Annotated in this window: 17 protein-coding genes, 1 tRNA gene and 1 pseudogene; 9 read left to right on the plus strand and 10 right to left on the minus strand. The window is 35.9% G+C overall.

Annotated elements, in window-relative coordinates; genetic code table 11:
* Positions 1-102 precede the first annotated feature (102 nt).
* From VK161_RS03190 to VK161_RS03215, 6 genes are all read left to right on the plus strand, one after another.
* The gene (locus VK161_RS03190) at positions 103-873 is read left to right on the plus strand and encodes a TatD family hydrolase (protein ID WP_324213311.1); all 771 of its coding nucleotides are present in this window, start codon (positions 103-105) and stop codon (positions 871-873) included.
* A 160-nt stretch (positions 874-1,033) separates the two neighbouring features.
* The gene (locus VK161_RS03195) at positions 1,034-5,296 is read left to right on the plus strand and encodes a CotH kinase family protein (protein WP_324213312.1); all 4,263 of its coding nucleotides are present in this window, start codon (positions 1,034-1,036) and stop codon (positions 5,294-5,296) included.
* Between the two features lie 146 nt (positions 5,297-5,442).
* Positions 5,443-6,579 (plus strand): 1-acyl-sn-glycerol-3-phosphate acyltransferase, encoded by a 1,137-nt coding sequence (locus tag VK161_RS03200; RefSeq protein ID WP_324213313.1) that lies wholly within the window; start codon positions 5,443-5,445, stop codon positions 6,577-6,579.
* Positions 6,569-7,594, plus strand: coding sequence for an asparaginase (locus tag VK161_RS03205; protein ID WP_324213314.1), 1,026 nt, complete (start codon positions 6,569-6,571; stop codon positions 7,592-7,594). Before VK161_RS03200 ends, VK161_RS03205 begins: the two co-directional genes overlap by 11 nt.
* A 43-nt stretch (positions 7,595-7,637) precedes the next feature.
* Positions 7,638-7,724, plus strand: a tRNA-Ser gene (locus VK161_RS03210).
* A 25-nt stretch (positions 7,725-7,749) separates the two neighbouring features.
* Complete coding sequence (locus VK161_RS03215) at positions 7,750-8,433, plus strand: porin family protein (protein ID WP_324213315.1); 684 nt, start codon at positions 7,750-7,752, stop codon at positions 8,431-8,433.
* Here VK161_RS03215 and VK161_RS03220 read toward each other — a convergent pair.
* Positions 8,428-9,033 carry a hypothetical protein gene (locus VK161_RS03220; RefSeq protein ID WP_324213316.1) on the minus strand — a complete coding sequence of 202 codons (606 nt, stop codon included), beginning with the start codon at positions 9,031-9,033 and terminating at the stop codon, positions 8,428-8,430. The genes VK161_RS03215 and VK161_RS03220 overlap by 6 nt on opposite strands.
* 97 nt (positions 9,034-9,130) lie before the next feature.
* Here VK161_RS03220 and VK161_RS03225 point away from each other — a divergent pair, with 97 nt between their 5' ends.
* Positions 9,131-9,664, plus strand: a complete 534-nt coding sequence (locus tag VK161_RS03225; RefSeq protein WP_324213317.1) for an ORF6N domain-containing protein — start codon at positions 9,131-9,133, stop codon at positions 9,662-9,664.
* Positions 9,665-9,675: 11 nt separating this feature from the next.
* Here the strand turns inward: VK161_RS03225 and rpoN are convergent, their stop codons facing one another.
* The 4 genes and pseudogenes from rpoN to VK161_RS03240 form a co-directional block, all read right to left on the minus strand.
* Positions 9,676-11,142 (minus strand): RNA polymerase factor sigma-54, encoded by a 1,467-nt coding sequence (gene rpoN / locus VK161_RS03230; RefSeq protein WP_324213318.1) that lies wholly within the window; start codon positions 11,140-11,142, stop codon positions 9,676-9,678.
* Between the two features lie 90 nt (positions 11,143-11,232).
* On the minus strand, positions 11,233-12,630 hold the full coding sequence (gene asnS / locus VK161_RS03235; protein ID WP_414655409.1) for an asparagine--tRNA ligase: 1,398 nt from the start codon (positions 12,628-12,630) through the stop codon (positions 11,233-11,235).
* A gap of 42 nt (positions 12,631-12,672) precedes the next feature.
* Positions 12,673-13,134, minus strand: a pseudogene (locus VK161_RS15385) (OB-fold nucleic acid binding domain-containing protein); the annotation flags it as partial.
* 30 nt (positions 13,135-13,164) lie between these two features.
* A complete protein-coding gene (locus tag VK161_RS03240) occupies positions 13,165-15,585 on the minus strand; it encodes an efflux RND transporter permease subunit (RefSeq protein ID WP_324213320.1) in 2,421 nt (806 codons plus the stop codon).
* A gap of 165 nt (positions 15,586-15,750) precedes the next feature.
* Here VK161_RS03240 and VK161_RS03245 point away from each other — a divergent pair, with 165 nt between their 5' ends.
* Complete coding sequence (locus VK161_RS03245; protein WP_324213321.1) at positions 15,751-18,018, plus strand: cation:proton antiporter; 2,268 nt, start codon at positions 15,751-15,753, stop codon at positions 18,016-18,018.
* Between the two features lies 1 nt (position 18,019).
* Here VK161_RS03245 and VK161_RS03250 read toward each other — a convergent pair whose 3' ends face one another.
* From VK161_RS03250 to VK161_RS03265, 4 genes are all read right to left on the minus strand, one after another.
* Positions 18,020-20,503, minus strand: coding sequence for a DUF5686 family protein (locus tag VK161_RS03250; RefSeq protein WP_324213322.1), 2,484 nt, complete (start codon positions 20,501-20,503; stop codon positions 18,020-18,022).
* A 91-nt stretch (positions 20,504-20,594) separates the two neighbouring features.
* Positions 20,595-21,155 (minus strand): ribosome recycling factor, encoded by a 561-nt coding sequence (frr, locus tag VK161_RS03255; protein WP_324213323.1) that lies wholly within the window; start codon positions 21,153-21,155, stop codon positions 20,595-20,597.
* A 72-nt stretch (positions 21,156-21,227) separates the two neighbouring features.
* Complete coding sequence (gene pyrH, locus VK161_RS03260) at positions 21,228-21,935, minus strand: UMP kinase (protein ID WP_324213324.1); 708 nt, start codon at positions 21,933-21,935, stop codon at positions 21,228-21,230.
* Between the two features lie 72 nt (positions 21,936-22,007).
* On the minus strand, positions 22,008-22,787 hold the full coding sequence (locus VK161_RS03265; RefSeq protein WP_324213325.1) for a patatin-like phospholipase family protein: 780 nt from the start codon (positions 22,785-22,787) through the stop codon (positions 22,008-22,010).
* A gap of 87 nt (positions 22,788-22,874) precedes the next feature.
* Here VK161_RS03265 and VK161_RS03270 point away from each other — a divergent pair, with 87 nt between their 5' ends.
* Positions 22,875-23,465, plus strand: a complete 591-nt coding sequence (locus VK161_RS03270) for a thioredoxin family protein (protein ID WP_324213326.1) — start codon at positions 22,875-22,877, stop codon at positions 23,463-23,465.
* A gap of 84 nt (positions 23,466-23,549) precedes the next feature.
* Here VK161_RS03270 and truB read toward each other — a convergent pair whose 3' ends face one another.
* The gene (gene truB / locus VK161_RS03275; RefSeq protein ID WP_324213327.1) at positions 23,550-24,254 is read right to left on the minus strand and encodes a tRNA pseudouridine(55) synthase TruB; all 705 of its coding nucleotides are present in this window, start codon (positions 24,252-24,254) and stop codon (positions 23,550-23,552) included.
* Position 24,255: the final 1 nt, after the last annotated feature.

Below are 24,255 nucleotides of genomic sequence, written 5' to 3' on the forward strand. Positions count from 1 at the left end.
ATTTAAGCAGGAACTTAAATCTCTTATATGCCATATATGGTTCAAAATTAGTAAGCTTAGCTTTTAATCAAAACCTTATCTTTGCAAAAATGTTAAAATAAAATGATTCTCACCGATACACACACTCATTTATACTCCGAAGAATTCCAAAACGACCGAAACGAAATGATGCAACGCGCTATCAATTCAGGTGTTTCCCGATTATTTGTTCCGTCTATTGATTCGACTTATACTTCAAAAATGTACGATTTAGAACAACAATTTCCTGAAAATGTTTTTCTAATGATGGGATTGCATCCGTGTTATGTTAAACCGGATACTTTTGAAGCCGAATTGCAATATGTAGAATCCGAATTGACACGACGCAAATTCTATGCGGTAGGCGAAATAGGTATTGATTTGTATTGGGACAAAACGACTTTAGACATTCAGAAAGCCGCTTTCAAACAGCAAATTCAATGGGCAAAAAAATACCAATTGGGAATTAACATCCACTGTCGTGATGCTTTTGATGAAATTTTTGAGGTGCTGGAAAGTGAGAGAAGTGACAACTTATTCGGGATTTTCCATTGTTTTACAGGCGATTTTAATCAAGCCCAACATGCTATTGATTTGAATATGAAACTCGGAATTGGTGGAGTTGCTACTTTCAAAAATGGAAAAATAGATCAGTTTCTCAACCAAATTGATTTGCAACACATTGTACTTGAAACCGATTCGCCTTATTTGGCTCCAGTTCCGCATCGCGGCAAAAGAAACGAAAGTAGTTATGCCGTTTTAGTGGCTCAAAAATTAGCCGAAATTTACGGAGTTTCCGTCGGAGAAATTGCTCAAATTACTACTGAAAATTCCAAAGCTATTTTTGGAGTTTAAATTTTTTTCTTTTTCAAGTCTGATTCTGATTTTTTCTCGAAAAAAGGTAAAAATCTTCTTGATTTTTTTGTAAAACGTTCAACATGAGCAAAATATTTCTTACTTTAGGCGCTAGGAATTTACATTCCGCTGTCAAAATAAAAACCTAAACCCTTTTGCTATGATGAAAATTTACTTAAAAACATGCGTATTGCTGCTTTGTTTTTTGGGTTATTCGCAAACCAAAAACACAAGTCAACAGTATTCTTTAATTCCGCTGAAACATCAGTCTCATCCTGAGTTGGGCAAAACCACTCACAATGAATCCCTTCATGAGGTTGATTACGAATTGGTACACGAAAGAACAAAGTATTCTCGAACGTTCCTAAATACTAACAAAACAAAAACCACTGTTCAATCGTCAACACCTTTGCATTATCTAGCAGACGATGGTTTTTGGCGTTCAATTGATTACAGTTGGGCGCAAAATGGAAATACAATTACTTATCCCAAACAGCATCCTTTTTTTGAGTTAAGTAACGGTCAAACATCATTTAAAATTGACCATCAGCAAATTAAATTTGAAGGTCAGAGTAATTTTGTTTTCCTTGATGAAAACGACAAAATTGTGACAACAATTACCTCCAATCAGCAAAAAGCAATTCTTAAGTCGGATAATGAAATAGAGTTTAAAAATACAGCAACAAGCTTAGACAAAAGCATTGTTATGTATGGTGAGGCTATGAAGTACAACTATCAAATCAACCAATCTAATTTTTTCCCCAATCAATTTAAAAAACTATTGGTGGAGGAAATGATTGAATTGCCCAAAGGATTTTCTATTCGCGAGGAAAACAATCAAATTGTTATAGCCAATCAAAGTGGAGAAATTGCATTAGTGTTTCAACTACCTGTTATTTCAGATAGTAAAGTGGGTGTTCGCGGTATTCGAATGCCGTCTTACGAAGCACAATACCATTTGATTAAGTTATCTGAAACCAATTATAAAATTCAAATTGAAATAGATGGTTCTTGGTTGCAATCAACCAATAGAGTATTTCCAATCACCATAGATCCGGTGGTAACAGTTACTAATACTGACGTTGTTAATTCTTGTTTTTTTCCAGCTTACCAACAATCAATACTACAGGTTGCTGTTCCAGCTGGGCAAACTGTTTTGTCATCGACCCTAAGTTATGATTTTGTTGCTGTGAATGGTTCAGGCGCTTGGATGTCGGATCAACGGAGTTTTGTTTCGGGTCCGAACGGACAAACACCAGTTACTAATGGTGTGGGTAACACAGAGGGTTTATACACCTACACAATTACAGATAGTCCTATTGGTAATGTAGTGTCAACAGGTTTGATTGATTATACTTTCAATTTTTCGAGGAATTGGGGCGGCGCAGGATGCAATGCCACTTATAATTTGGTGAACAGACGTCAGGTTGTGGTTACTTATGGTTCGATACAATTTGGGAATGGTCCATTATTAATTAATGAATATTGTGCTTCCAACCGAAATTTTAATGATGGTTTTAATAGAAATGAAGATTGGATTGAATTATTCAACTCAAGTCCGGATACCTATTTTAATTTGGCAGGATATTATCTCAGTAATAACAGCAACAATCCGACCAAATGGCAGATTCAAAACGGTGTGATACCACCCAACAGTCGTGTTTTGATTTTTTGTTCTAACAGAGATATTTCATCAGGAACTGTTTTACATGCTAATTTTGATTTAACTCAAACCGATGCTGACGAAGTTGTTTTGTCAGATTCTAGCGGTACAGTTTTAGAGTCTCATACAATGTTTATTACTCAAACCAATCATTCTGCTGGAAGAACATCTGATGGAGCAGCAACTTGGAGTGTCTTTAGTACGCCTACTCCAGGAACTTCTAATACGGGAGGTTTTTCTAATTACACAACAAAGCCGTTATTCAGTGTGCCGCCCGGAAAATATACTAGTCCTGTAACCGTACAGTTATCTTCAACAGGCACCAATGAACAAATCCGATATACTTTAAATGGCACAACTCCTACAGCCGCATCAACTCTTTACACAGGTCCAATAACCATTTCACAATCAACTGTTGTTCGCGCCAGATCATTTAGTACGGTTCCTGGAAAGATTCCGGGATTTATAGAAACCAACACTTACTTCATCAATGAAAATTCCTCTTTACCAGTAATTTCTCTGTCAGGTGATGCTGATTTATTGCAACTGCTAAATGGTACTCAAAATGAACCAACTGGATACCTCGAATATTTTGAAAGCAATGGTACTTTTATCGATGAAAACATGGGGGATTTTGACAAGCATGGTAATGATTCTTGGGCTTATAACCAAAGAGGAATTGATTTTATTTCTCGGGATGACCATGGTTATAAAAGACGTTTGGAACATCAGTTTTTTAACACAACCAATCGCGGAAATTTTAGAAGGTTGATACTAAAAGCTGCTGGAAGTGATAATTATCCACATCAAACAGGTGGAGCTCACTTTAGAGATGTATTTGTACAAAAAGTTTCTGAATTATCCGATTTAGAATTGGATGAGAGAAGAAGTACCTTTGTTTCTCTTTTTGTCAATGGTCAATATTGGGGAATTTATGATATGAGAGAAAAAGTTGACGATAATCAATACACTGATTACTACTACGGCCAAGATTATATCTTTAGAGACAGCGATCAATACATACAATACATTAAAACTTGGGGCGATACTAACCCTGAATTTGGGAATCAACCAGCAGTAGATGCATGGCAAAGTTTATTGGATTATGTACAGAATAATGATATGGCTGTTGAAGCCAATTATAACTATGTAGAAAGTCAACTCAATATTGATAGTCTTGTCGATTATTTTGTACTTAATTCGTACATGGTAAACAGAGATTGGCTCAATTGGAATACCTCGTGGTGGCGCGGAACCAATCCGAATGGAGGTGCTTTAAAATGGCGTTATGCTTTGTGGGATTTGGATGGTGTGTTGGGTCACTATACCAATTATACTGGAATTCCCGATCCTTCATCAAATGCTGAACCTTGTCAGGTAGAAGATTTAACGGTAGGCGTAGGACATGCTCAAACCATCAAAAAATTGGTAGATGAAAGTCCGATAGTTAGACAAAAATACATAACCCGTTATGCTGATTTACTCAATACTCATCTTTCTTGCGAACGTGTGACTCAAGTGTTTGACAGTATTGTAGCTGTTATTACACCTGAAATGCCTCGACAAATTCAACGTTGGGGTGGAAGTATGGCTACGTGGCAGGCAAATGTACTGGCGGCACGAAATTTTTTACTCAGCCGTTGTTCACAAACCATTAGCACTGGACTTGTTGGTTGTTACCAAGTTACAGGACCATTTGCTACCACTTTTCAGGTTGAACCAGCCAATACAGGAAAAATAAAAATGAATTCGGAGTGGTTAGTCAATTATCCATTTACTGCTCAAGTATTTGGGAATATCCAAACTATGTTGAAAGCGGAGGCTAATATAGGTTACGAATTTAGTCATTGGGTTGTAGATGGAGCTGTCATCCAACCCGATCCAACAAATCCGGATATAATGCTTCAAATTTCACAAGCAACAACGGTTACCGCCTATTTTACTCAAGTGGTCACTGGAGTAGAAGAATCCATTTATTACTGGCATTTTAATACGTTGGTGACTCCAAATGACGTTACAACTATTCCAGCTGATTTTAGTCTTATTCCAAGTGCCCAACCTTTGATGACTTATACAGGCACAGGCGTAAGAGATATCGATGTAAATGACACCGGTTCAGATCTCAATTTACATTTCAATCAAGCTTCGGGTAAATCAGCAAGAGTAAGAAATCCATCGGATGGTCGATCACTTGTTTTTGACTTGTCTACTATTGGATACAGAGACATTAAATTTGCCTATGCCGTACAACGTACTAATCAAGGTCAGTTGATTAATCATATTTCCTATAGTACGGATGGAGTGAATTACACTCAGGCCAATTTGAGTCAGACCTCATTTAATGTTGGAACAGATTTTAGCCTAGTAGAAGTTGATTTTAGTTCGATTACTGCGGTCAATAACAATGCAAATTTTAAAGTGAAAATAACTTTTGAAGGCAATACTACTGCTGCAAATGGGAACAACAGATACGATAATATTACACTCAAAGGTGTAGTAAATAATTTATCAGTGCCAACCAATACTGCAACAACGTATCAAGTTTTTCCTAATCCTTTTACCAATACTATTCAGATTATAAGTAGCGAGCAAATGACCGAACTGACTGTCTATGATATGGTTGGAAAAAGAATTTGGCAAAAAATGAACGTCAATCAAAACACTGAAACAATTGATTTGGAAACTTTAAATACAGGTGTATACCTTTTGAAAATTAAAACGCTAACAGGTAGTATAACTCATCAATTGATAAAGCAATAGTTAAAGTATAATATTTAATAGGAGCGATTTTATTGGAAGTATACTAAAGGATGTACTTCTACTGAAATCGCTCTTTTCTTAACTGTGTTTTAATCAAAAAGTCATATTTTTTTTGTTCTTTTGTTCTTCTTAAAATAAAAACCAAAATGCAGAAATTTGACGCCATTCGTCCGTATTACGATGCTGAAGTAAACGAAGCGATTCTCTCAGCATTGAATCATCCGATGATGAAAGCACTGATGAATTTTGCTTATCCCAATGTGGATGATGAGGTATGGAAAGAGCAACTCAAACGAACCCATTCGATTCGAGATTTCCAAATCAATTTCGCCTATAAAGCCGTAAAAAAAGTTCTAGAACGAAGCTCGGAAGGACTGACTACTTCGGGTTTTGAACAATTAGAACCCAATACTTCCTATCTTTTTATTTCCAATCACCGCGATATTATTTTAGACACGTCTCTCTTGAACGTTTGTTTGCACGAGCATCGATTGGTCATGACAGCATCGGCCATTGGAGATAATTTGGTGAAGAAAGATTTCTTAAAAACCTTATCCAAGCTCAATCGAAATTTTGTGGTTCAACGTGGTTTGCCTCCCAGAGAATTGCTTGAAAGTTCTAAGTTGATGTCTGAATACATTGCTCAATTGTTACTTCGTGAAAATCGTTCGGTTTGGATAGCACAACGTGAAGGACGTACCAAAGACGGCAACGATGCCACTCATTCGGGTGTTTTAAAAATGCTAGCCATGGGTTCGGACGAGAAAAACGTGATGAATTATTTTAAGAGAATTAAGATTGTTCCAGTTTCGATTTCTTATGAGTACGATCCAACCGATGCTTTAAAAATGCCACAATTAATGGCCGAAGCTAACGACGAAATTTACAAGAAAGAAAAAAACGAAGATTTTATTACATTGTTAAGCGGGGTGATTGGACAGAAAAAACGCATTCACATTCATGTAGGAAAAGTATTGGACGAGGAAATCGATGCGATTGTTGCAGAAAACGACAACACCAATAAACAAATACAGGCGTTAGCTCAAACCATTGACGATTCGATTTTGCAATCGTATAAATTATGGCCAACCAATTATATTGCCTACGATTTATTGCACAAAACCGATAAATACAAAAACCACTACACTGACGATGAAAAATCACTTTTTGAGCGTCGTTACGAGTTAAAAATTGACACCACCAATGAGCAAATGGTAGAAGGTTTTTTGGCCATGTATGCTAATCCTGTTGTAAATAAATCCAAGTATCAGAATGCACTCTAAACCTTCCATATTACTGATTTATACCGGCGGAACTATTGGTATGATGAAAGACTTTGAAACGGGAGCTTTAAAGGCATTTAATTTTAAAAAATTACTTCAAAAAATTCCTGAAATCAAACAATTGGATTGTGTGATTGAAACGATTTCGTTTGAAAACCCCATTGATTCTTCCAATATGAATCCAGAAAAATGGGTTCAAATAGCCACAATAATTGAAGAAAATTATACATCTTTTGACGGTTTCATTGTACTTCATGGTTCGGATACCATGTCGTATTCAGCATCGGCATTGAGTTTTATGCTCGAAAATCTGAATAAACCAGTTGTATTTACGGGTTCGCAATTGCCTATAGGAGATTTGCGTACCGACGCCAAAGAAAATTTAATTACTGCGATACAAATAGCATCCTTACAACAAAAAGGCAAACCCGTCATCAACGAAGTGTGTTTGTATTTTGAATACAAATTGTACCGCGGAAATCGCACTACCAAAATTAATGCCGAGCATTTTAATGCATTTACTTCGCCTAATTATCCGCCTTTAGCCGAATCGGGCGTGCATTTGAATGTGAACAGCAATTTACTTACTTCAAAAAGTTCTAAGAAGTTAGTGGTTCGCAAAGAACTCAATGACAATGTGGCAATTATCAAGATGTTTCCCGGAATTAACGAATCGGTTTTATCGGCTATTTTTTCAATTCCGAATTTGAAAGGCGTGGTTTTAGAAACCTACGGTTCGGGTAATGCACCAACCCACGATTGGTTCATTCAGATTTTGAAAAATGCCATTAAAAACGGTTTGTTCATAGTGAATGTAACGCAGTGTTCGGGCGGAAGTGTCAATATGGGACAATACGAGACCAGTACACAGCTTAAAAAAATCGGAATCATTTCAGGAAAAGACATTACAACCGAAGCGGCTATCACCAAAATGATGTATTTATTAGGTCAGAATGTAGCTCCAAAAGTGTTCAAAACCATTTTTGAAACGCCATTACGAGGCGAAATGGAATAAACCTTTTTTATTTGCAAAAAAAATCAGTTATTTGCAACCCAATAGAGAGGTGTCCGAGTGGTTGAAGGAGCAAGCCTGGAAAGTTTGTATATGGGTAACTGTATCGTGGGTTCGAATCCCATCCTCTCTGCGAAAGTAATTTATCTAATCAATCGATGCGTAAAATCATTTCCATAGGATTACTGTTTGTAAGCGCTTTTTTCTACGGACAAAAGAAGGAAATCGATTTTGATTCGCCCGATTCGCTTTACCGCGAAGACCAATTTTACATCGGCGCATCTTACAGCAATCTTCAAAATGCACCACAAGGATTTGATCAGGTAAAAATTTCTCCCAATATAGTGTTTGGTTTTCTTCGCGATTTTCCAATCAACAAAAACAGAACTTGGGCCATTGCTCCTGGTTTGGGTTATCGGTTGAGTATTATGAATCAAAATTTAGGAATTCCAGAAAATGGAAACCCAGATTCGTATGCAATTGTTAACTCTGAGTTTGATAAAAATAAATTGTCATTACACTACTTAGAACTTCCTATTGAATTGCGTTGGCGTACATCAACGCCCGAAAGTCATCGCTTTTGGCGTATTTACACCGGATTCAAATTGAGTTACCTCATTCACGATCAGTATAAATTTGAGGGTTCAGGTGTGAGCGTAAAACAAACAGGGAATTCTGATTTAGAAAAACTACAATACGGCGCTTACATTACTTCGGGTTGGAATACTTGGAACGCTTACATTTATTACGGCTTCAATCCCATCTTCAAAAATGCTTCTATTAATGGTGAAAAAATTAAAATGAATACGTTCAACATCGGGTTGATGTTTTACATTTTATAACCATGCATACCACACTATAAGTTGCGGAATCATACCAATTGCATATCCAATTATTAATTCAGTCATGGTGTGTGCTTTCATGTAAAGGCGAGAAGACGCAATAACTCCGGTGAACAAAAACAACAATGCTATGAGGTAAATAATATTAATTTGATTGTGTAAACTCAATCCGATTACAAAAAAAGTCAGCGCGCTAACTCCAATCATGTGTATACTTGATTTGATTTTGAAGAAAAGCAATACAAATGCAATAAACGTTGTTATCAATCCCGCTAAGAAAAAATAATGCAACTCTGGAAAACGATCAATTGTAATGCTTTGTTTGATTAAAACCACAGTCAAAGCCATTTGTAAGAGCAATGGGATTTTACGTTGATTCACATCAGAAAGCATTATGGTATCTACTTTTCCGAAGGTTTTTAGTAAATAAAAGAACGACATCGGAAGAAAAATGGTAATGATAATTACCTGAAAAATCAATAGATACACTTGCGGAATAGTAAAGTAATTTTCTTGGAAAAGAATGTACAAAACCGTTCCCAAAAGCGGGATGAAAATAGGATGGAAGAGGTACGAAAAAAAGGGCAGTATTTTTTTCAATTCAGTTGATTTGATTTCAAAGATAAATAATCAATGTAAATCTATAACTCAAATTGATTAGTTTTGTTTTTATATCAACCTTAAAATAGTATACGCCATGAATGAACAGTATTTGCCCGATGAGGTTATCAGCAGTAAAATTTACTTCATCAGAAATCAAAAAGTGATGCTCGATAGTGATTTAGCTACTCTGTATGCTGTCGAAACCAAACAACTCAAGCGCCAGGTTCGAAGAAATATCGAACGTTTTCCCGAAGATTTTATGTTTGAATTAACCCAAGTTGAGTATGAAATCTTAAGGAGCCAAATTGGCACCTTAAAGAGAGGTGAACACGCAAAATATTTGCCTATGGCTTTCACAGAGCAAGGAATTGCGATGCTTTCTAGTGTTTTGAATAGTTCAACCGCCATCAAAGTCAACATTCAAATCATCAGGGTTTTTACAAAAATCAGACAAGTACTTACTGACACGATGAGTATGAAATTGGAGATTGAAGAGATTAAAAAGAAACTCTCTAACCAAAATCAAAACATCGAACTTGTTTTTAGTTATTTGGATGAATTAATGGATAAAAAAGAAAACGCAGAACCCAGAAAAAGTATTGGTTTTAAACAGAAAAGCAACGATTGATTTGTAAAAAATTAGATTTTTTTACGCATTCTCGCCACAGGAATATCCAACTGTTCACGGTATTTAGCAATGGTTCTTCTGGCAATTGGATAGCCTTTTTCTTTTAAAATTTCGGCCAATTGATCATCGGGAAGCGGTTTGCTTTTGTCTTCGTCTTCGATGACGTTTTGCAGAATTTTTTTGATTTCCAAAGTTGAAACGTCTTCACCTTGGTCGTTTTTCATTGCTTCTGAGAAAAACTCTTTAATGAGTTTGGTTCCGTATGGAGTATCAACGTATTTGCTATTGGCCACACGAGAAACCGTTGAAATATCCAAACCAACCATATCGGCAATGTCTTTGAGAATCATCGGTTTTAAGCTGGTTTCTTCTCCATCCAAAAAGTATTCTTGTTGGAAATGCATGATGGCATTCATGGTTACAAAAAGTGTTTCTTGGCGTTGTCTGATGGCGTCAATGAACCATTTGGCCGAGTCTAATTTCTGCTTTATGAATTGTACTGCATCTTTCTGTTGATGGGATTTGTCGCGCGAATCTTTATAAGTACGCAACATGTCTTGGTAATCTTTAGAAACATGTAAAGTAGGCGCATTTCTGCCGTTCAACGTAAGTTCCAATTCGCCATCAACAATTCGAATAGCAAAATCGGGAACAATGTTTTCGGTAACGCGACTGTTTCCTGCAAAAGAACCGCCAGGTTTCGGATTCAGTTTCTCAATTTCGTGGATGGTTTTCTTCAACTGATCTTGAGAAATACCGTATTTCTGAAGTAACTTATCATAGTGTTTTTTGGTAAAAGCATCAAATTGATTTTCAATGATGTCAATCGCCAAATCAACTGATTCAGTAGGCGTTTTGTGTTTTAATTGCAATAATAAACACTCTTGTAAATCGCGCGCTCCAACGCCTGAAGGTTCGAGTTCGTGCACGACATGCAAAATTTTCTCCACCGTTTTTTCATCGGTATAAATGCCTTGGGTGAAGGCCATATCGTCTACAATGTCTTGAATCGAACGGCGCAAATAACCATCATCATCAATGCTTCCGACTAAAAATTCGGCAATTTCTCTTTGCTCATCCGAAAGAATGAACGTGTTCAATTGATTGATTAAATCCTGATGAAAACTCGTTTGCGCAGCATAAGGCGTATCGCGTTCTTCATCGTCATCAGAGTAATTGTTGGATTGTAATTTATAATCGGGTGTTTCGTCGTCACTTAAATATTCGTCAATGTTGATGTCTTCGGCTTCAATGTTATCACTTCCTTCATAGTCGTCGTATTCATCGTTGTTGTCGAATTCATCTTTTTCATACATTTCTTCCTCTTCTTGTCCGCCTTCCAATGCAGGGTTTTCAACTAATTCTTCTTTCAGACGTTGCTCAAATGCTTGCGTCGGCAATTGAATCAACTTCATCAACTGAATTTGTTGAGGAGATAATTTTTGAGAGAGTTTGAACTGTAGGTTTTGTTTTAACATTGTGTTTTTAGTTTAAAGGTTTAAGAGTTTAAGGGTTTAAATTTGTTATGGTTAAACAACTTTAAACAATTTAAACAACATTAAACTTTTTTAAAACTCGGCATTCTGAGGCGTTCTTGGAAACGGAATTACGTCTCTAATATTAGTCATTCCAGTTACGAAAAGTACCAAACGTTCAAATCCTAATCCGAAGCCCGAGTGAACTGCACTTCCGAATCGGCGTGTATCCAAATACCACCATAATTCTTCTTCGTCGATGCCTAAGACTTTCATTTTTTCAACTAATACATCATAGCGTTCTTCACGTTGTGAACCACCAACGATTTCACCAATGCCTGGAAATAAAATATCCATGGCACGAACGGTTTTTCCGTCTTCATTCAAACGCATGTAAAACGCTTTGATGTTAGCTGGATAATCAAACAAAATCACTGGACATTTAAAGTGTTTTTCCACTAAATAACGTTCGTGTTCTGATTGTAAATCGGCGCCCCATTCGTTGATGATATAGCTGAATTTTTTCTTTTTATTGGGAGAAGATTCTCTTAAAATATCAATCGCTTCGGTATAGGAAACGCGTTTGAAATTGTTTTCTAAAACGAAATTCAATTTCTCTAACAAGTTCATTTCGCTGCGTTCAGCTTGTGGTTTTGATTTTTCTTCTTCTACCAAACGACTTTCTAAAAACTTCAAGTCTTCCGGACATTTGTCCATCGTATATTTGATGACAAATTGGATGAAATCTTCGGCCAAATCCATGTTGTCGTTCAAATCATTAAACGCAACTTCAGGTTCAATCATCCAAAACTCAGCCAAGTGACGCGAAGTATTCGAGTTTTCGGCTCTAAATGTTGGTCCGAAGGTATAAATCTGACCCAAAGCCATAGCAAAGGTTTCTCCTTCCAATTGGCCAGATACAGTAAGATTAGTTTCTTTTCCGAAGAAATCTTTTTCCCAATCAATTTTTTGAGTATTAGAAATTGTAAATAAATTATAAAAAGACAGTGAGAATAGAGGATATTTTTTGGCACCATGAATTCTTCTTATTGTTTTTCCTATTTCATTATCAAGTTTCCATCCATTTTCTTTGCATATTTTTTTAATTTCAAGAACTAAATCTCTTTTATTTAGATTGTTAAATCCAAAATTCTCAAATTTTTTGAAGAATCTATTAAATGATTTAAAAGCCTTTTGTTTTTTATCTAAATCTAAATTAGTGTTAATTTGTTCTATCCAGTACTCAATTTGTTCTGGTTTGGCAAGTATTATTGATTTAAATGAGGCAGTTTGACCCTTTAGCTTTTTTGCGATTAAAATTTTTATATCATTGAATTCATCATTTTCTGAAGTCATGAAGTAGTTTAAAATCTCCTCATAATATTTTTCAGCAATCTTATCGAATTTACTGTAGTCAATGGCATCTTCTTCACCATTTTTCAAAGTTTTTATTGGCGGATTTATTGAAGATAAAGTTGTAACACGGAACATTTCTCCTGCGCCTTCTGCATCCGAACCTGTTATGATTGGTGTGTTTACGTATACAAATCCTTTTTCTTGAAAATAGGTGTGAACCGCATGCGCCAAAACCGAACGAACGCGCATAATTGCTCCGAAGGCATTGGTACGCACACGTAAATGAGCGTTTTCACGTAAAAACTCCAATGAGTGTTTTTTAGGTTGCATTGGGAATTTCTCAGCATCTGAATCGCCTAAAATTTCAAGTTTTGAAGCTTGTACTTCGTATTTTTGACCCGCACCTTGACTCTCTACCAAAGCTCCGGTAACCGAAATTGCCGCTCCTGTGGTAATGCGTTTTAGTGTTTCTTCTGGTGTGTTTTCAAAATCAACTACACACTGAATATTATTGATGGTCGAACCGTCGTTCAACGCAATGAATTGATTATTTCTAAAAGTTCTAACCCAGCCTTTTACATTCACTTCTGCAATCGTCGTTGTGCTGTTTAATAAGTCTTTTACTTTTGTATGTTTCATTATAAATGGAATTAGTAGTGCAAATATAAATTAATTATTTTTCTTTTCTAACTCGTCCAATTCTTCATCGCTATGTTCCAAAATATCAATAATTGGTTCGATGAATTCTTGTTCGTTGGCCAATGTTTTATTTAACGTCAATACTAACGATGGCAATAATACCAAATTGGATAACATTCCGAAGAACAAGGTCAAAGCTACCAATCCGCCCAAAGCAATCGTTCCGCCAAAACTGGACAACATGAAAACCGAAAATCCAAAGAATAGTACAATTGAGGTGTAGAACATACTGATTCCAGCATCATCAAACGTAGCAAAAACCGATTTTTTAATTTTCCATTCGTTTCGAGACAACTCCAATCGGTATTGCGCTAGGAAACGCAAGGTGTCATCTACCGACATTCCGAAAGCGATTCCAAATACCAAAATGGTTGATGGTTTTAACGGAATTCCCAAAAAGCCCATCAATCCAGCGGTCATTATAAGAGGAAGTAAATTGGGTATGATGGAAACCAATACCATTTTTATAGAGCGGAACATGATGGCGACTAACCCGGCAGTTATTAAAAAGGCAAAAAGCAATGACGACAATAAGTTGTCTAACAAATATTTTGTTCCTTTTTGAAACACTGACGCTTTTCCAGTCATGACTACTTCGTAACGTGGCGAAGGAAATATTTTGTTGATTTTATTGCGCAGTTGCGCTTCGATGGCTTCCATTTTTTCGCCATTTTCGTCTTTAATGAACGTTGTAATTCGTGCTACACTTCCATCCGAAGTAATGTAGCTCTTTAGTTGGTTATCTTTGGTACTGTCGAGCGAATTTTTGATGTACGGTAGAATGAACGACTCTTCTTGCGAGGTTGGCAATTCGTAAAATTCTGGATTTCCGTTGTAATACGCTTGTTTGAAACTTTTGGCTATCGATACTATCGAAATCGGTTTTGAAAGCTCGGGTATATCCGTAATTGTTTCTTCCAAATCTTCAATACGACGCAAATTGGTCAATCGCATGGCACCATTTTTCTTTTTGGTGTCAATCATGATTTCCAAAGGCATTACACCGTCAAATTCTTTTTCGAAGAAGCGAATGTCTTCAAAAAAATCAGTTTTCTTAGGCATGTCTTCAATCAGACTTCCTGAGATTTTGATTTCGTAAATTCCAATGATTCCGAAGACTAATAATATCACAGCAGTAACATAAACACCAACACGGTTGTATTTTACTGTGCGTACAATCCAACCCATAAAAGAGGTTAAATATTCGCGCTCTAAATGACCTAAATGCCTCGGAATTGGTGGTGGAATGTAACTGAAAAATATCGGAATAATCAACAAACACAACAAATAAATGGCAATGATGTTGATGGAAGTCACTACTCCAAATTCGACCAACAAAGTGTTGTTTGTAGCGATGAAAGTAGCAAAACCAAAAGCAGTGGTCAAGTTGGTCATTAACGTGGCAGTTCCTGTTTTGGTGATTACACGTTGTAACGATTTAGCTTTATTGGCGTGTTTTTGGTATTCTTGATGGTATTTGTTGATGAAGAAAATGCAATTCGGAATTCCGATTACAATTACTAAAGTCGGGACCAAAGCTGTAAGAACGGTGATTTCATAACCCAACATGGCCAACGTTCCAAACGACCACATTACACCAATAATTACAACTACCAGCGAGATTAATGTAGCTCGGAATGATCGGAAGAAAAAGAAGAAAATTAATGACGTAATCAGTAACGCAGCGCCAATAAACAAACCAATTTCGTCGATAATGGTTTTGGCGTTAAGTGTTCGTATGTAAGGCATTCCCGAAGTGCGTAAATCAACTCCAGTTTCCTTTTCAAACTTTTCAATTTCCGGAATTAAATCGTTCAGCACATAATCTTTACGAGCAATAGTGTTGACGATTTTTTTGTCTAAATAAATGGCAGAACGAATCGCGCCTGATTTTTTATTGAACAACAAACCTTCATAAAACGGAAGTTGTCTGAATAAATCGGCTTTTATCTTTTTCAGGTACTTTTCGTCTTGAATTTTATTCTGATTGACAAATGGTTGTAGTTGGAACGTTTGTAACGAATCGTTTTTAACCAGCGTTTGTAAATTATCTACCGAAATCACAAGCGAAACTTCCTTGTGTGATTTGATAGTAGTCATCAATTCACTCCATGCTTGGTACACTTTTGGAGTAAATAATTTTTGGTCTTTGGTAGCAATGACGATTAGATTTCCTTCCTCACCAAAGTTTTTGAGAAATTTATCATAATCAACATTTACTTTATCATCAGCAGGAATCAGATTGGCTTCAGTGTGAGTAAATTTGATATTCTTCCATTGAAAGACCATGAAAATCGTTAGTAAAACGACTCCACTTAAAATAATAATTCTATTTCTGAGGATGATTCGAGCGATTAATTCCCAAAATCCTATTCCTAACATCTTTTTCATACTGACTTAAAACGGGTGCAAAGGTAGTGAAAACCTCTCAAAATCAAAGTCGGAGAAAGTAAAAGTTTTACTAAATAACGAATTGAAAATTTGATATTATTTTTATATTAATTTACATCAAAGATGCAGAACTTTTCTCATATTTGTAATGCCTTAAAATAAAGTATGAAGAATCTTAAAAATGCTATTTTTTACATTGGAGTCACAGGTGGTTTTACCGCTCTAATGTATTGGATTGTCAGCAAAGGGAAAGAATTAGAAATAGGTAGAAATATTATTTCACCTACTTCTAAAGACACTTTATTCAATCAGTTTTTGGTTTCTTTATACCACAACTTACAGCATCCTTTAGCCATACTTTTACTACAAATAATTACCATTATTATTGTGGCGCGATTTTTTGGCTGGGTCTTCAGAAAAATCGGTCAACCTACCGTAATCGGCGAAATTGTAGCAGGAATTTTCCTCGGACCATCATTAGTTGGTTTGTACTTTCCAGAATATTCGGGTATGCTATTTCCAAAGGAATCATTAGGGAATTTACAGTTTTTAAGCCAAATAGGTTTGATCCTTTTTATGTTTGTAATTGGAATGGAACTCGACTTAAAAGTGCTGAAAAACAAAGCCAATGAAGCCGTGGTTATTAGTCATGCAAGTATCGTAATTCCGTTTGCCTTAGGAATTGGATTGTCGTATTTTATTTACCATCAATTTGCTCCCGAAGGTATTGAGTTTTTGTCGTTTAGTTTGTTCATGGGAATTGCCATGAGTATTACGGCTTTCCCGGTTTTAGCCCGAATTGTACAAGAACGAGGCATTCATAAAACCAAACTCGGAACCATTGTAATTACTTGTGCCGCCGCCGATGATATTACCGCTTGGTGTTTATTAGCTGCCGTAATCGCTATTGTAAAAGCAGGCACTTTTGCCAGTTCGTTATACATCATTTTAATGGCTGCTGTATACGTAATTGTGATGTTGTTTTTGGTAAAACCCTTTCTTAAAAAAGTAGGAGATTTATATGGAAACAAAGACAATCTAAGCAAATCAGTAGTTGGTATTTTCTTATTGACTTTAATTATTTCGTCGTATTTGACAGAAATCATCGGAATTCATGCATTATTCGGCGCTTTTATGACTGGTGCTATAATGCCCGATATTACCAAGTTCAGAACTATTTTCATCGAAAAAGTAGAAGACGTATCGGTAATTTTACTGCTTCCTTTGTTCTTTGTTTTTACCGGGTTGCGAACTGAAATCGGATTGATTAACGATCCGTATTTGTGGAAAATAACAGGTTTAATCGTATTGGTTGCTGTTGTTGGTAAATTCTTCGGAAGTGCTTTGGCTGCGAGATTTGTAGGTCAAAATTGGAAAGACAGTCTGACTATTGGCGCACTTATGAATACACGAGGTTTAATGGAGTTGGTAGTGTTGAATATTGGATATGAATTAGGCGTTTTGTCGCCACAAATTTTCACCATGATGGTCATTATGGCATTGGTTACAACTGTGATGACTGGTCCGGCATTGGACTTAATCAATCTCATTTTTAAATCAAAAGAGGATTTTATTTCAAAAGATGTATTGAACGATAAATTCAAGATTTTAATTTCTTTTGGAAATCAAGAGAAAGGTAAATCATTGTTAAGATTGGCCAATAGTTTTGTAAAAAATCAAAAGGAAAATACCAACATTACAGCAATGCACTTAACGTTGAGTGACGAAACGCATGCTTACAATTTAGAAGAATACGAGAAGGAGACTTTTGCACCCATTGTTGATGAGTCTAAAGTGTTGAATCAGGAAATTGATACTATTTTTAAAGCCACAGTAGATGTGGAAAACGACATTGTTGATATTGCTGCCAAAGGCGACTTTGACTTGGTTTTGGTTGGTTTAGGGAAATCCATTTTCGAAGGTTCTTTTTTAGGAAAAATATTAGGATTTACTTCTCGAATCATCAATCCCGATCGTCTTTTGGATAAATTTACGGGTAAAGAAGGCCTATTTGAAAATTCTCCTTTTGATGATCGAACGCGACAAATTATTTCTAAAAGTAAAAATCCACTCGGAATTTTAATCGATAAAGAATTGAATCAAGTGAACGAAGTTTTTGTTCCGATTTACAATTCCGATGACACTTTTTTGATTGAATACGCTCAGAAACTCATTCATAATAACAATTCGAAAATCAGCTTGGTTGATATTAATGATCAATTGAAATCGAATTTTGTTCTTGAAAAAGCAGTTCAAGGATTGAGTGATCTTTATCCTTCCAACGTTGAAATCTTGAATGATAAAAAATTGAACGCAGGATTTTTTATCAACCAAGACTTAATGATGATCAGTTTGGAAAGTTGGAAAACTTTGGTCGATTCGCAATCGATTTGGTTGAGCAATGTTCCTTCTACGTTGATTATTAAACCGTAATCTAGATTCCTAAATCCAAATGATAGGAAATTTTCAACGATAAATTGTCTTCAAATTTGGGTAACGCGTTGGGTCCGTAACGGATGAAGAAATTCAATCCAAAACCTTTAAAAATCTTATTGACTTCAGCGCCACTTTCTAAAAATCCTTTTTCTAACGTTTTGAATATAAATTTGTCGTGTTGCTCAGGATTTTTCAATGTTCCAAAAGCAGTTCGGGTTACTACTGAAATTTCGGGACTGATTTTATATCCTAATTTTATTTTATTGAAAGTATGACGCGCTTGAAGCATGAAATAATTACTCGAGAAAAACTCGTTGTAGTACATGGTTTCAAAACTGTTTTTGCCTGCTAAAGTGATTCGTTTGAGAAGCGTATTTCTATCCAAGTTATTCGGTGCAATACTGTATAAATGCGTCAATGGAATTTCTCCATTACTAATACCAGTTTGAAAAACAAAAGCAGTTTTTTGTCCGGATAAAAACGGAATTTCATATTCAATTTTGAAATCAAATTTGGTAAAATCAAAATTGTTGTCGAACATACCCGGAATAGATTTGGTGATTTGCAAGGAGAATTTCGGGAACCTTTTTTCGATTTCCAATCGACCTGTTGGCGTTTGCATATAACCACTAAACGGATTCCACTGAATCGCAAAAAGTGCGGTTGAAATCTTATAATTGGTGTAAATTTCATCGTTGGAGATGAAGTTGTATTCAAATAAAGGCCTGATTTCTGAACGTGTAATTGAGAAATAGGTGTTGGTTTTCGGAATGATTTTACTTTCTAAAAAAGCCGAAAATGTTTTGTTTTCATAGAAGGTAGAAACGTTAATCGGTCGCGGATCATAAATGCGGAAACGACGGTTTTGTGTGGCAAACTGAATTTGTCCAATCTCGCTCAAATCATCCGAATAACTCGCATTCAACCAAGTATTTGTAGGTTTGTCCAATTGATAGGAAGGTGTAACTCCGTATTTGAAACCTTCGTCTTTAAATCCGTACGCACCATAAAAAGCCAATTTGTAACGTTCTGATAATTTAGTGTTGGTTACAGCGCCAAAACCCACTCTGAAACCTTCGTAGTTGTTGTATTTTAGAATACTTCGTAAATCAATATCCAAAATAGAAATCGGAATGTAACCGTTGATGACTTTTTTGCCGAAGAGTAATTTCTTCTCGATTTTTTCCGCATCCGACAAACTATCTAAAGCGATATAAGTATAGATTTTTCGTTTGTCTAAAGTGTCTTTACTGAACGAATTCCAGTATTTGTCTTCTACTTTAAGACTCGATTTGGGAACGTCAATTTTTATTTTCGGTTGAATAATTGTGGTGGGTTGGTTGATTTTGATGTCGAATGGTTTCGATTCAATGAGTAAATATGCCTGATCGGAGGCGTCGTTTTGCGCCCGAAGTTTGGAAGTTGAATTGAATTTTATCGTTCCGCCTAAAATCTTTAAATCTTCGTTGTTGTTGCCTTTGATGACTTCAAATTTTCTTTTTTCAGGAAACCACAAACCGTATTCTTTCATGTAATTGAACGTATATGTGGCATTAATATTGACGGTTCCGTAAATTCGGTAGTACGCTTTGGCAACGCCAAAAGTTTCGGCATCAATGTATATTAAACCGCGCAAACTACTCGATTTTAAGTTCTTCGGCTGAAAATACACTCGGTACACACTGCGATTCTGAATTTTTAAGGTGTCGATCAATTTGAAAGTATACATTCGTCGACCAAAATTCGAAATCGGATTCAGCACCGGAATTTCAATAATTTCAAAAGGCGTTTCATAAATAGAGTACGACACTAATTTCAAACCCAAATATTCGTACAACGGTTGTTTGAAACCTGCCATTCGTGCGGCAACAACGGTTTCTTTGTTTCCTTTTTTGTTGTGTTGAATAAAATTTACCTTTTCGGCTTGGTACAAATGTTGCTTTTCGGTCAGTTTTTTGAATTTGTAATTGGACGAATCCAGTTTAATTTTTTTAGTCCCAAAAATGTTCTTTTTTACAATCGTATCGATTTTACTACTGATTTGATTAGGATGAGCCGAAACCAAAACCCTTTCGTAGTTTTTATATTCAAAAGATTCCAACGCTTTTTCAGGGTTGTTTTGGTTTTTCTTTTCAATCATCGTTTTAACCAAGCCATTGACCAAATTTTCTGAATAAATCTCAATGTCTTTCTGAGTATTATCAGAAATCATTTTGATGAGTAAAAAAGTAGCGTCTTTGGTTAAGTAATAATTGTTGGTATAATAACCTTTGTAAGAAAACAAAACGGGTTTTTTTTCATTGGTGATGACAATGGTAAATCGTCCTTCCCAATCGGCAGTGATGGTTTTGTTTTCGTGAGTTATCTTAGCAAAAGCAATAGGAACAGTCGAATCAAAATCAATTACTTGACCTTGTAATTTTTGTTGAGAATAGGCGAAATGAGTCAGTATAAAAAAGCAAATAGCCCAAAAATAGTTCATATTGTTTTGTTGATTGCTAGACAAAAATAGCAATAAAAAATCCATCCGCGAGTGACAGATGGATTTTAATATAGTTTTAACTCTAAAGAAGTTACACTTTCATAATCTCAGCTTCTTTGATGACCAAATGCTCTTCAATTTTTTTGATGAAATTATCGGTTAATTTCTGAACATCTTCTTCCGCTTTTTTACACAAATCTTCAGAAGCACCTTCTTTTTCTAGTTTTTTGATGTCAGTATTGGCATCTTTTCGGTGGTTACGAATACCAATTTTAGCATCTTCTGCCTCTTGTTTGGCTTGTTTTACCAAATCTCTTCTTCGTTCTTCTGTAAGTGGTGGAACACTGATAATGATAACGTCACCATTATTCATCGGATTGAACCCAAGATTGGCCACCATAATGGCTTTTTCAATCGGTTGCAACATGCTTTTTTCATACGGTTGTATCGTAATGGTTCTTGCATCTGGAACGTTGATGTTGGCAATTTGTGATAATGGCGTTTGTGATCCATAGTATTCCACAAAAACGCTTCCCAACATTTGAGGCGATGCTTTTCCGGCACGAATATTTAAAAAAGATTTTTCTAAGTGAGCTACAGAAGCCATCATTGCTTCTTTAGTTTCATCAATAATAAATTCGATTTCTTCCATATTTTTTACTGTTTGTAGTTCGTTGTTTATGGTTTATAGTCAACAATAAACTACAAACCATAAACTTTAAACTTATATATTTACAATTGTTCCTACGTTTTCGCCTTCGCAAATTTTAAGCAAATTACCTCTTTTGTTCATGTCAAAAACAACGATGGGTAATTTATTTTCCTGACTCAATGTAAAAGCAGTGGTGTCCATTACATTCAATCCTTTTTTCAATACATCTTCAAACGAAATGTAATCGAATTTTATAGCCGATTTGTCTTTTTCTGGATCAGCAGTGTACACTCCATCTACTCGAGTTCCTTTTAGAATCACATCGGCATGCACTTCAACTCCGCGTAAAACAGCAGCAGTATCGGTTGTGAAATACGGATTTCCTGTTCCAGCACCAAAAATAACAATTCTGCCTTTTTCCAAATGGCGAACCGCTCTTCTTTTGATGTACGGTTCAGCAATCGCTTCAATTTTCAAGGCCGTTTGCAAACGCGTTAACATTCCTTTGTCTTCCAACGCACCTTGTAAAGCCATTCCGTTAATCACTGTGGCCAACATTCCCATATAATCGCCTTGCACACGATCCATTCCGTTGCTTGCTCCGGCAACTCCTCTAAAAATGTTTCCGCCTCCAATGACAATGGCAATTTCTACACCTTTGTCGTGAATTTGTTTGATTTCGTCAGCGTATTCGGCCAGAATTTTTGGGTCAATTCCGTATTGACGTTCACCCATTAATGCTTCGCCACTCAATTTTAGAAGAATTCTTTTGTATTTCATAGTTGTGTTTGTGTTCTATTTTGTGATGCAAATATAGTTATAATATGATTTTGTGAAATAGCAAATTAAAATTTATGCACCTAAAGATTCAAATGATTTTTTGGCTGTTTGATAGCCGATTTCAAAAATTTGATCCATTTTATTTTTGTTGGTTTCAAAAGTGTTAAAACTCGATAATTCTTCGGGTTCTATGACTAAATCGCAATTGTTGAACTTTTGTAAATTCGAATTGGCAGCCAATAATTCAAATGCTCTGGTAGTTACGGCTTTGATTGATTTAAGGTCTTTGGCTTCAATTTTCTGAACCGGACTAACGTAAATACCTATGATATTATCGCATCGACCTTGTAAAATATCGGAAGGAAAATGATTTAGAATTCCACCATCACTGTAAATATTCGAGTCAATTTGATAGGGCGAAATAACACCTGGAACTGCCGATGAAGCCAAAACAGCATCCACAATTTTGGTGTTGTTATCAAAAATTTTAAGTTTTCCTTTGACCATATCGGTTGCAGTAATATAGAGTGGAATCGGCAATTCGTTCATTTTTGCATCGCCAAAAACTTGCTTGAAATAAACAATGAACGACTCCGAATCTATAATGCCAGCTTTTTTCAATGTAAAATGCTTCCAATGAAAAAAATAAATTGATTTAAAGAAGGCTAGGATTTCTTCTGGAGATTTTCCCCAAGCATACAAAGCACCCACTATGGCTCCAGCACTCGAACCCGCAATGTGCGAAGGTTTTATTTTTTGTTCTTCTAAAAATTGAATCGCACCAGCATGTGCAATTCCTTTGGTTCCACCGCCCGATAAAGCATATCCAACTGATTTTGAGCTTACATCCATAGTTTCTTTCTGAAATTAACCTAACTGTAATAGTTGTTACAAATCATTTGTAAAAATAAAACTAATTTTGCTGCATAAAACAAACAAATGAACTCAATTATAAAAGAAAGCTTAGAACGCAGTTTTTCGTACGAAGAGTACAGAAATTTACTTACTAATTTACTAAAAGTAGGCAAAACAACAGGAAATGATCAATCAGATGCAATGATACATTATGCCGAATTGAATGAGGCGCGTTTGCATCGATTGGACAAAACCATGCAAGTGACTGACGAAGTACAACTGAAGCTGGAGCAATTGACTAAAGAATACCTTTGGTTGGTCATTAGCGAAGGTTGGTGTGGTGATGCAGCACAGATTTTGCCCATAATCAATAAAATGGCTTTGGTATCTGATACAATTGAATTGCGAATCATTTTACGCGATGACAATGAGGAAGTGATGAATATGTTCTTAACGAACGGCACCAAATCGATTCCGAAATTGATTATTATCGATAAAGAATCGGGAGAAGTCATTGGTGATTTCGGGCCACGACCACAAGGAGCGAAACAACTCATTTTAGACTATAAAGCAGCACATGGTGTAGTTGACGAAACGGCAAAAATCGAATTGCAAAAATGGTATTTACACGATAAAGGAATTTCGACTCAAAATGAAATTATGGAGTTGATGTAATTTGAACCATATAAGGCATGTAAGGAATATAAGTGCAAAATATTCGTTCCAAAGGTTTTTAATTGCTTTAATGTTTGAGGAAAATTAAGAATTTGATACCGTAACTTGTCTTTCAAAAACTTCAGGTGTAACTGCATTTTTTACGTCATAATCACCAATTTTGGTTCGGCGTAAAGCGGTTAAATGTCCGCCCGACTGCAACGCTTTTCCAAAATCATAGGCCAACGAACGAATGTACGTTCCTTTGCTGCATTGTACTCTAAAATCAATTTCGGGTAAAGCAAAGCGTGTGATTTCAAATTCGTAAATAGTGGTTTTTCGTGAAGTAATTTCTACTTCTTCACCAGCACGAGCGTGTTCGTACAATCGCTTTCCGTCTTTTTTGATGGCTGAAAATACAGGTGGTTTTTGATTGATTTCGCCTAAAAATTGTTGTGTAGTTGCTGAAACTAACGCCTCTGATATATGTTCAATAGGAAAAGTAGCATCAATTTCGGTTTCTAAATCGTATGATGGTGTAGTAGCGCCAACGGTTATTGTTCCAGTATATTCTTTGGTTTGCGCCTGAATCTCAGTGATTTTTTTAGTTAATTTTCCTGTGCAAACAATTAGTAATCCCGAAGCCAAAGGATCTAAAGTTCCGGCGTGACCGATTTTGAATTTCTTCGGAAGATTATAGTGTCGTTTGAGTAAATACTTCAACTTATTGACCGCTTGAAACGAACTCCACGTTAGCGGTTTGTCGATCAATAGCACTTGACCTTCCAAAAAATCATCAGCTGTTTTCAAA

The sequence above is a fragment of the Flavobacterium sp. genome (genome assembly GCF_035299245.1).
In the GTDB taxonomy this organism is placed as follows: Bacteria; Bacteroidota; Bacteroidia; order Flavobacteriales; family Flavobacteriaceae; genus Flavobacterium.

Coding starts and splice junctions, on each gene's coding strand:
- VK161_RS03190 (WP_324213311.1), top strand. CDS start 103: ATGATTCTCACCGATACACACACTCATTTATACTCCGAAGAATTCCAA.
- VK161_RS03195 (WP_324213312.1), top strand. CDS start 1,034: ATGATGAAAATTTACTTAAAAACATGCGTATTGCTGCTTTGTTTTTTG.
- VK161_RS03200 (WP_324213313.1), top strand. CDS start 5,443: ATGCAGAAATTTGACGCCATTCGTCCGTATTACGATGCTGAAGTAAAC.
- VK161_RS03205 (WP_324213314.1), top strand. CDS start 6,569: ATGCACTCTAAACCTTCCATATTACTGATTTATACCGGCGGAACTATT.
- VK161_RS03215 (WP_324213315.1), top strand. CDS start 7,750: ATGCGTAAAATCATTTCCATAGGATTACTGTTTGTAAGCGCTTTTTTC.
- VK161_RS03225 (WP_324213317.1), top strand. CDS start 9,131: ATGAATGAACAGTATTTGCCCGATGAGGTTATCAGCAGTAAAATTTAC.
- rpoN (WP_324213318.1), bottom strand. CDS start 11,142: ATGTTAAAACAAAACCTACAGTTCAAACTCTCTCAAAAATTATCTCCT.
- asnS (WP_414655409.1), bottom strand. CDS start 12,630: ATGTTCCGTGTTACAACTTTATCTTCAATAAATCCGCCAATAAAAACT.
- VK161_RS03240 (WP_324213320.1), bottom strand. CDS start 15,585: ATGAAAAAGATGTTAGGAATAGGATTTTGGGAATTAATCGCTCGAATC.
- VK161_RS03245 (WP_324213321.1), top strand. CDS start 15,751: ATGAAGAATCTTAAAAATGCTATTTTTTACATTGGAGTCACAGGTGGT.
- VK161_RS03250 (WP_324213322.1), bottom strand. CDS start 20,503: ATGAACTATTTTTGGGCTATTTGCTTTTTTATACTGACTCATTTCGCC.
- frr (WP_324213323.1), bottom strand. CDS start 21,155: ATGGAAGAAATCGAATTTATTATTGATGAAACTAAAGAAGCAATGATG.
- pyrH (WP_324213324.1), bottom strand. CDS start 21,935: ATGAAATACAAAAGAATTCTTCTAAAATTGAGTGGCGAAGCATTAATG.
- VK161_RS03265 (WP_324213325.1), bottom strand. CDS start 22,787: ATGGATGTAAGCTCAAAATCAGTTGGATATGCTTTATCGGGCGGTGGA.
- VK161_RS03270 (WP_324213326.1), top strand. CDS start 22,875: ATGAACTCAATTATAAAAGAAAGCTTAGAACGCAGTTTTTCGTACGAA.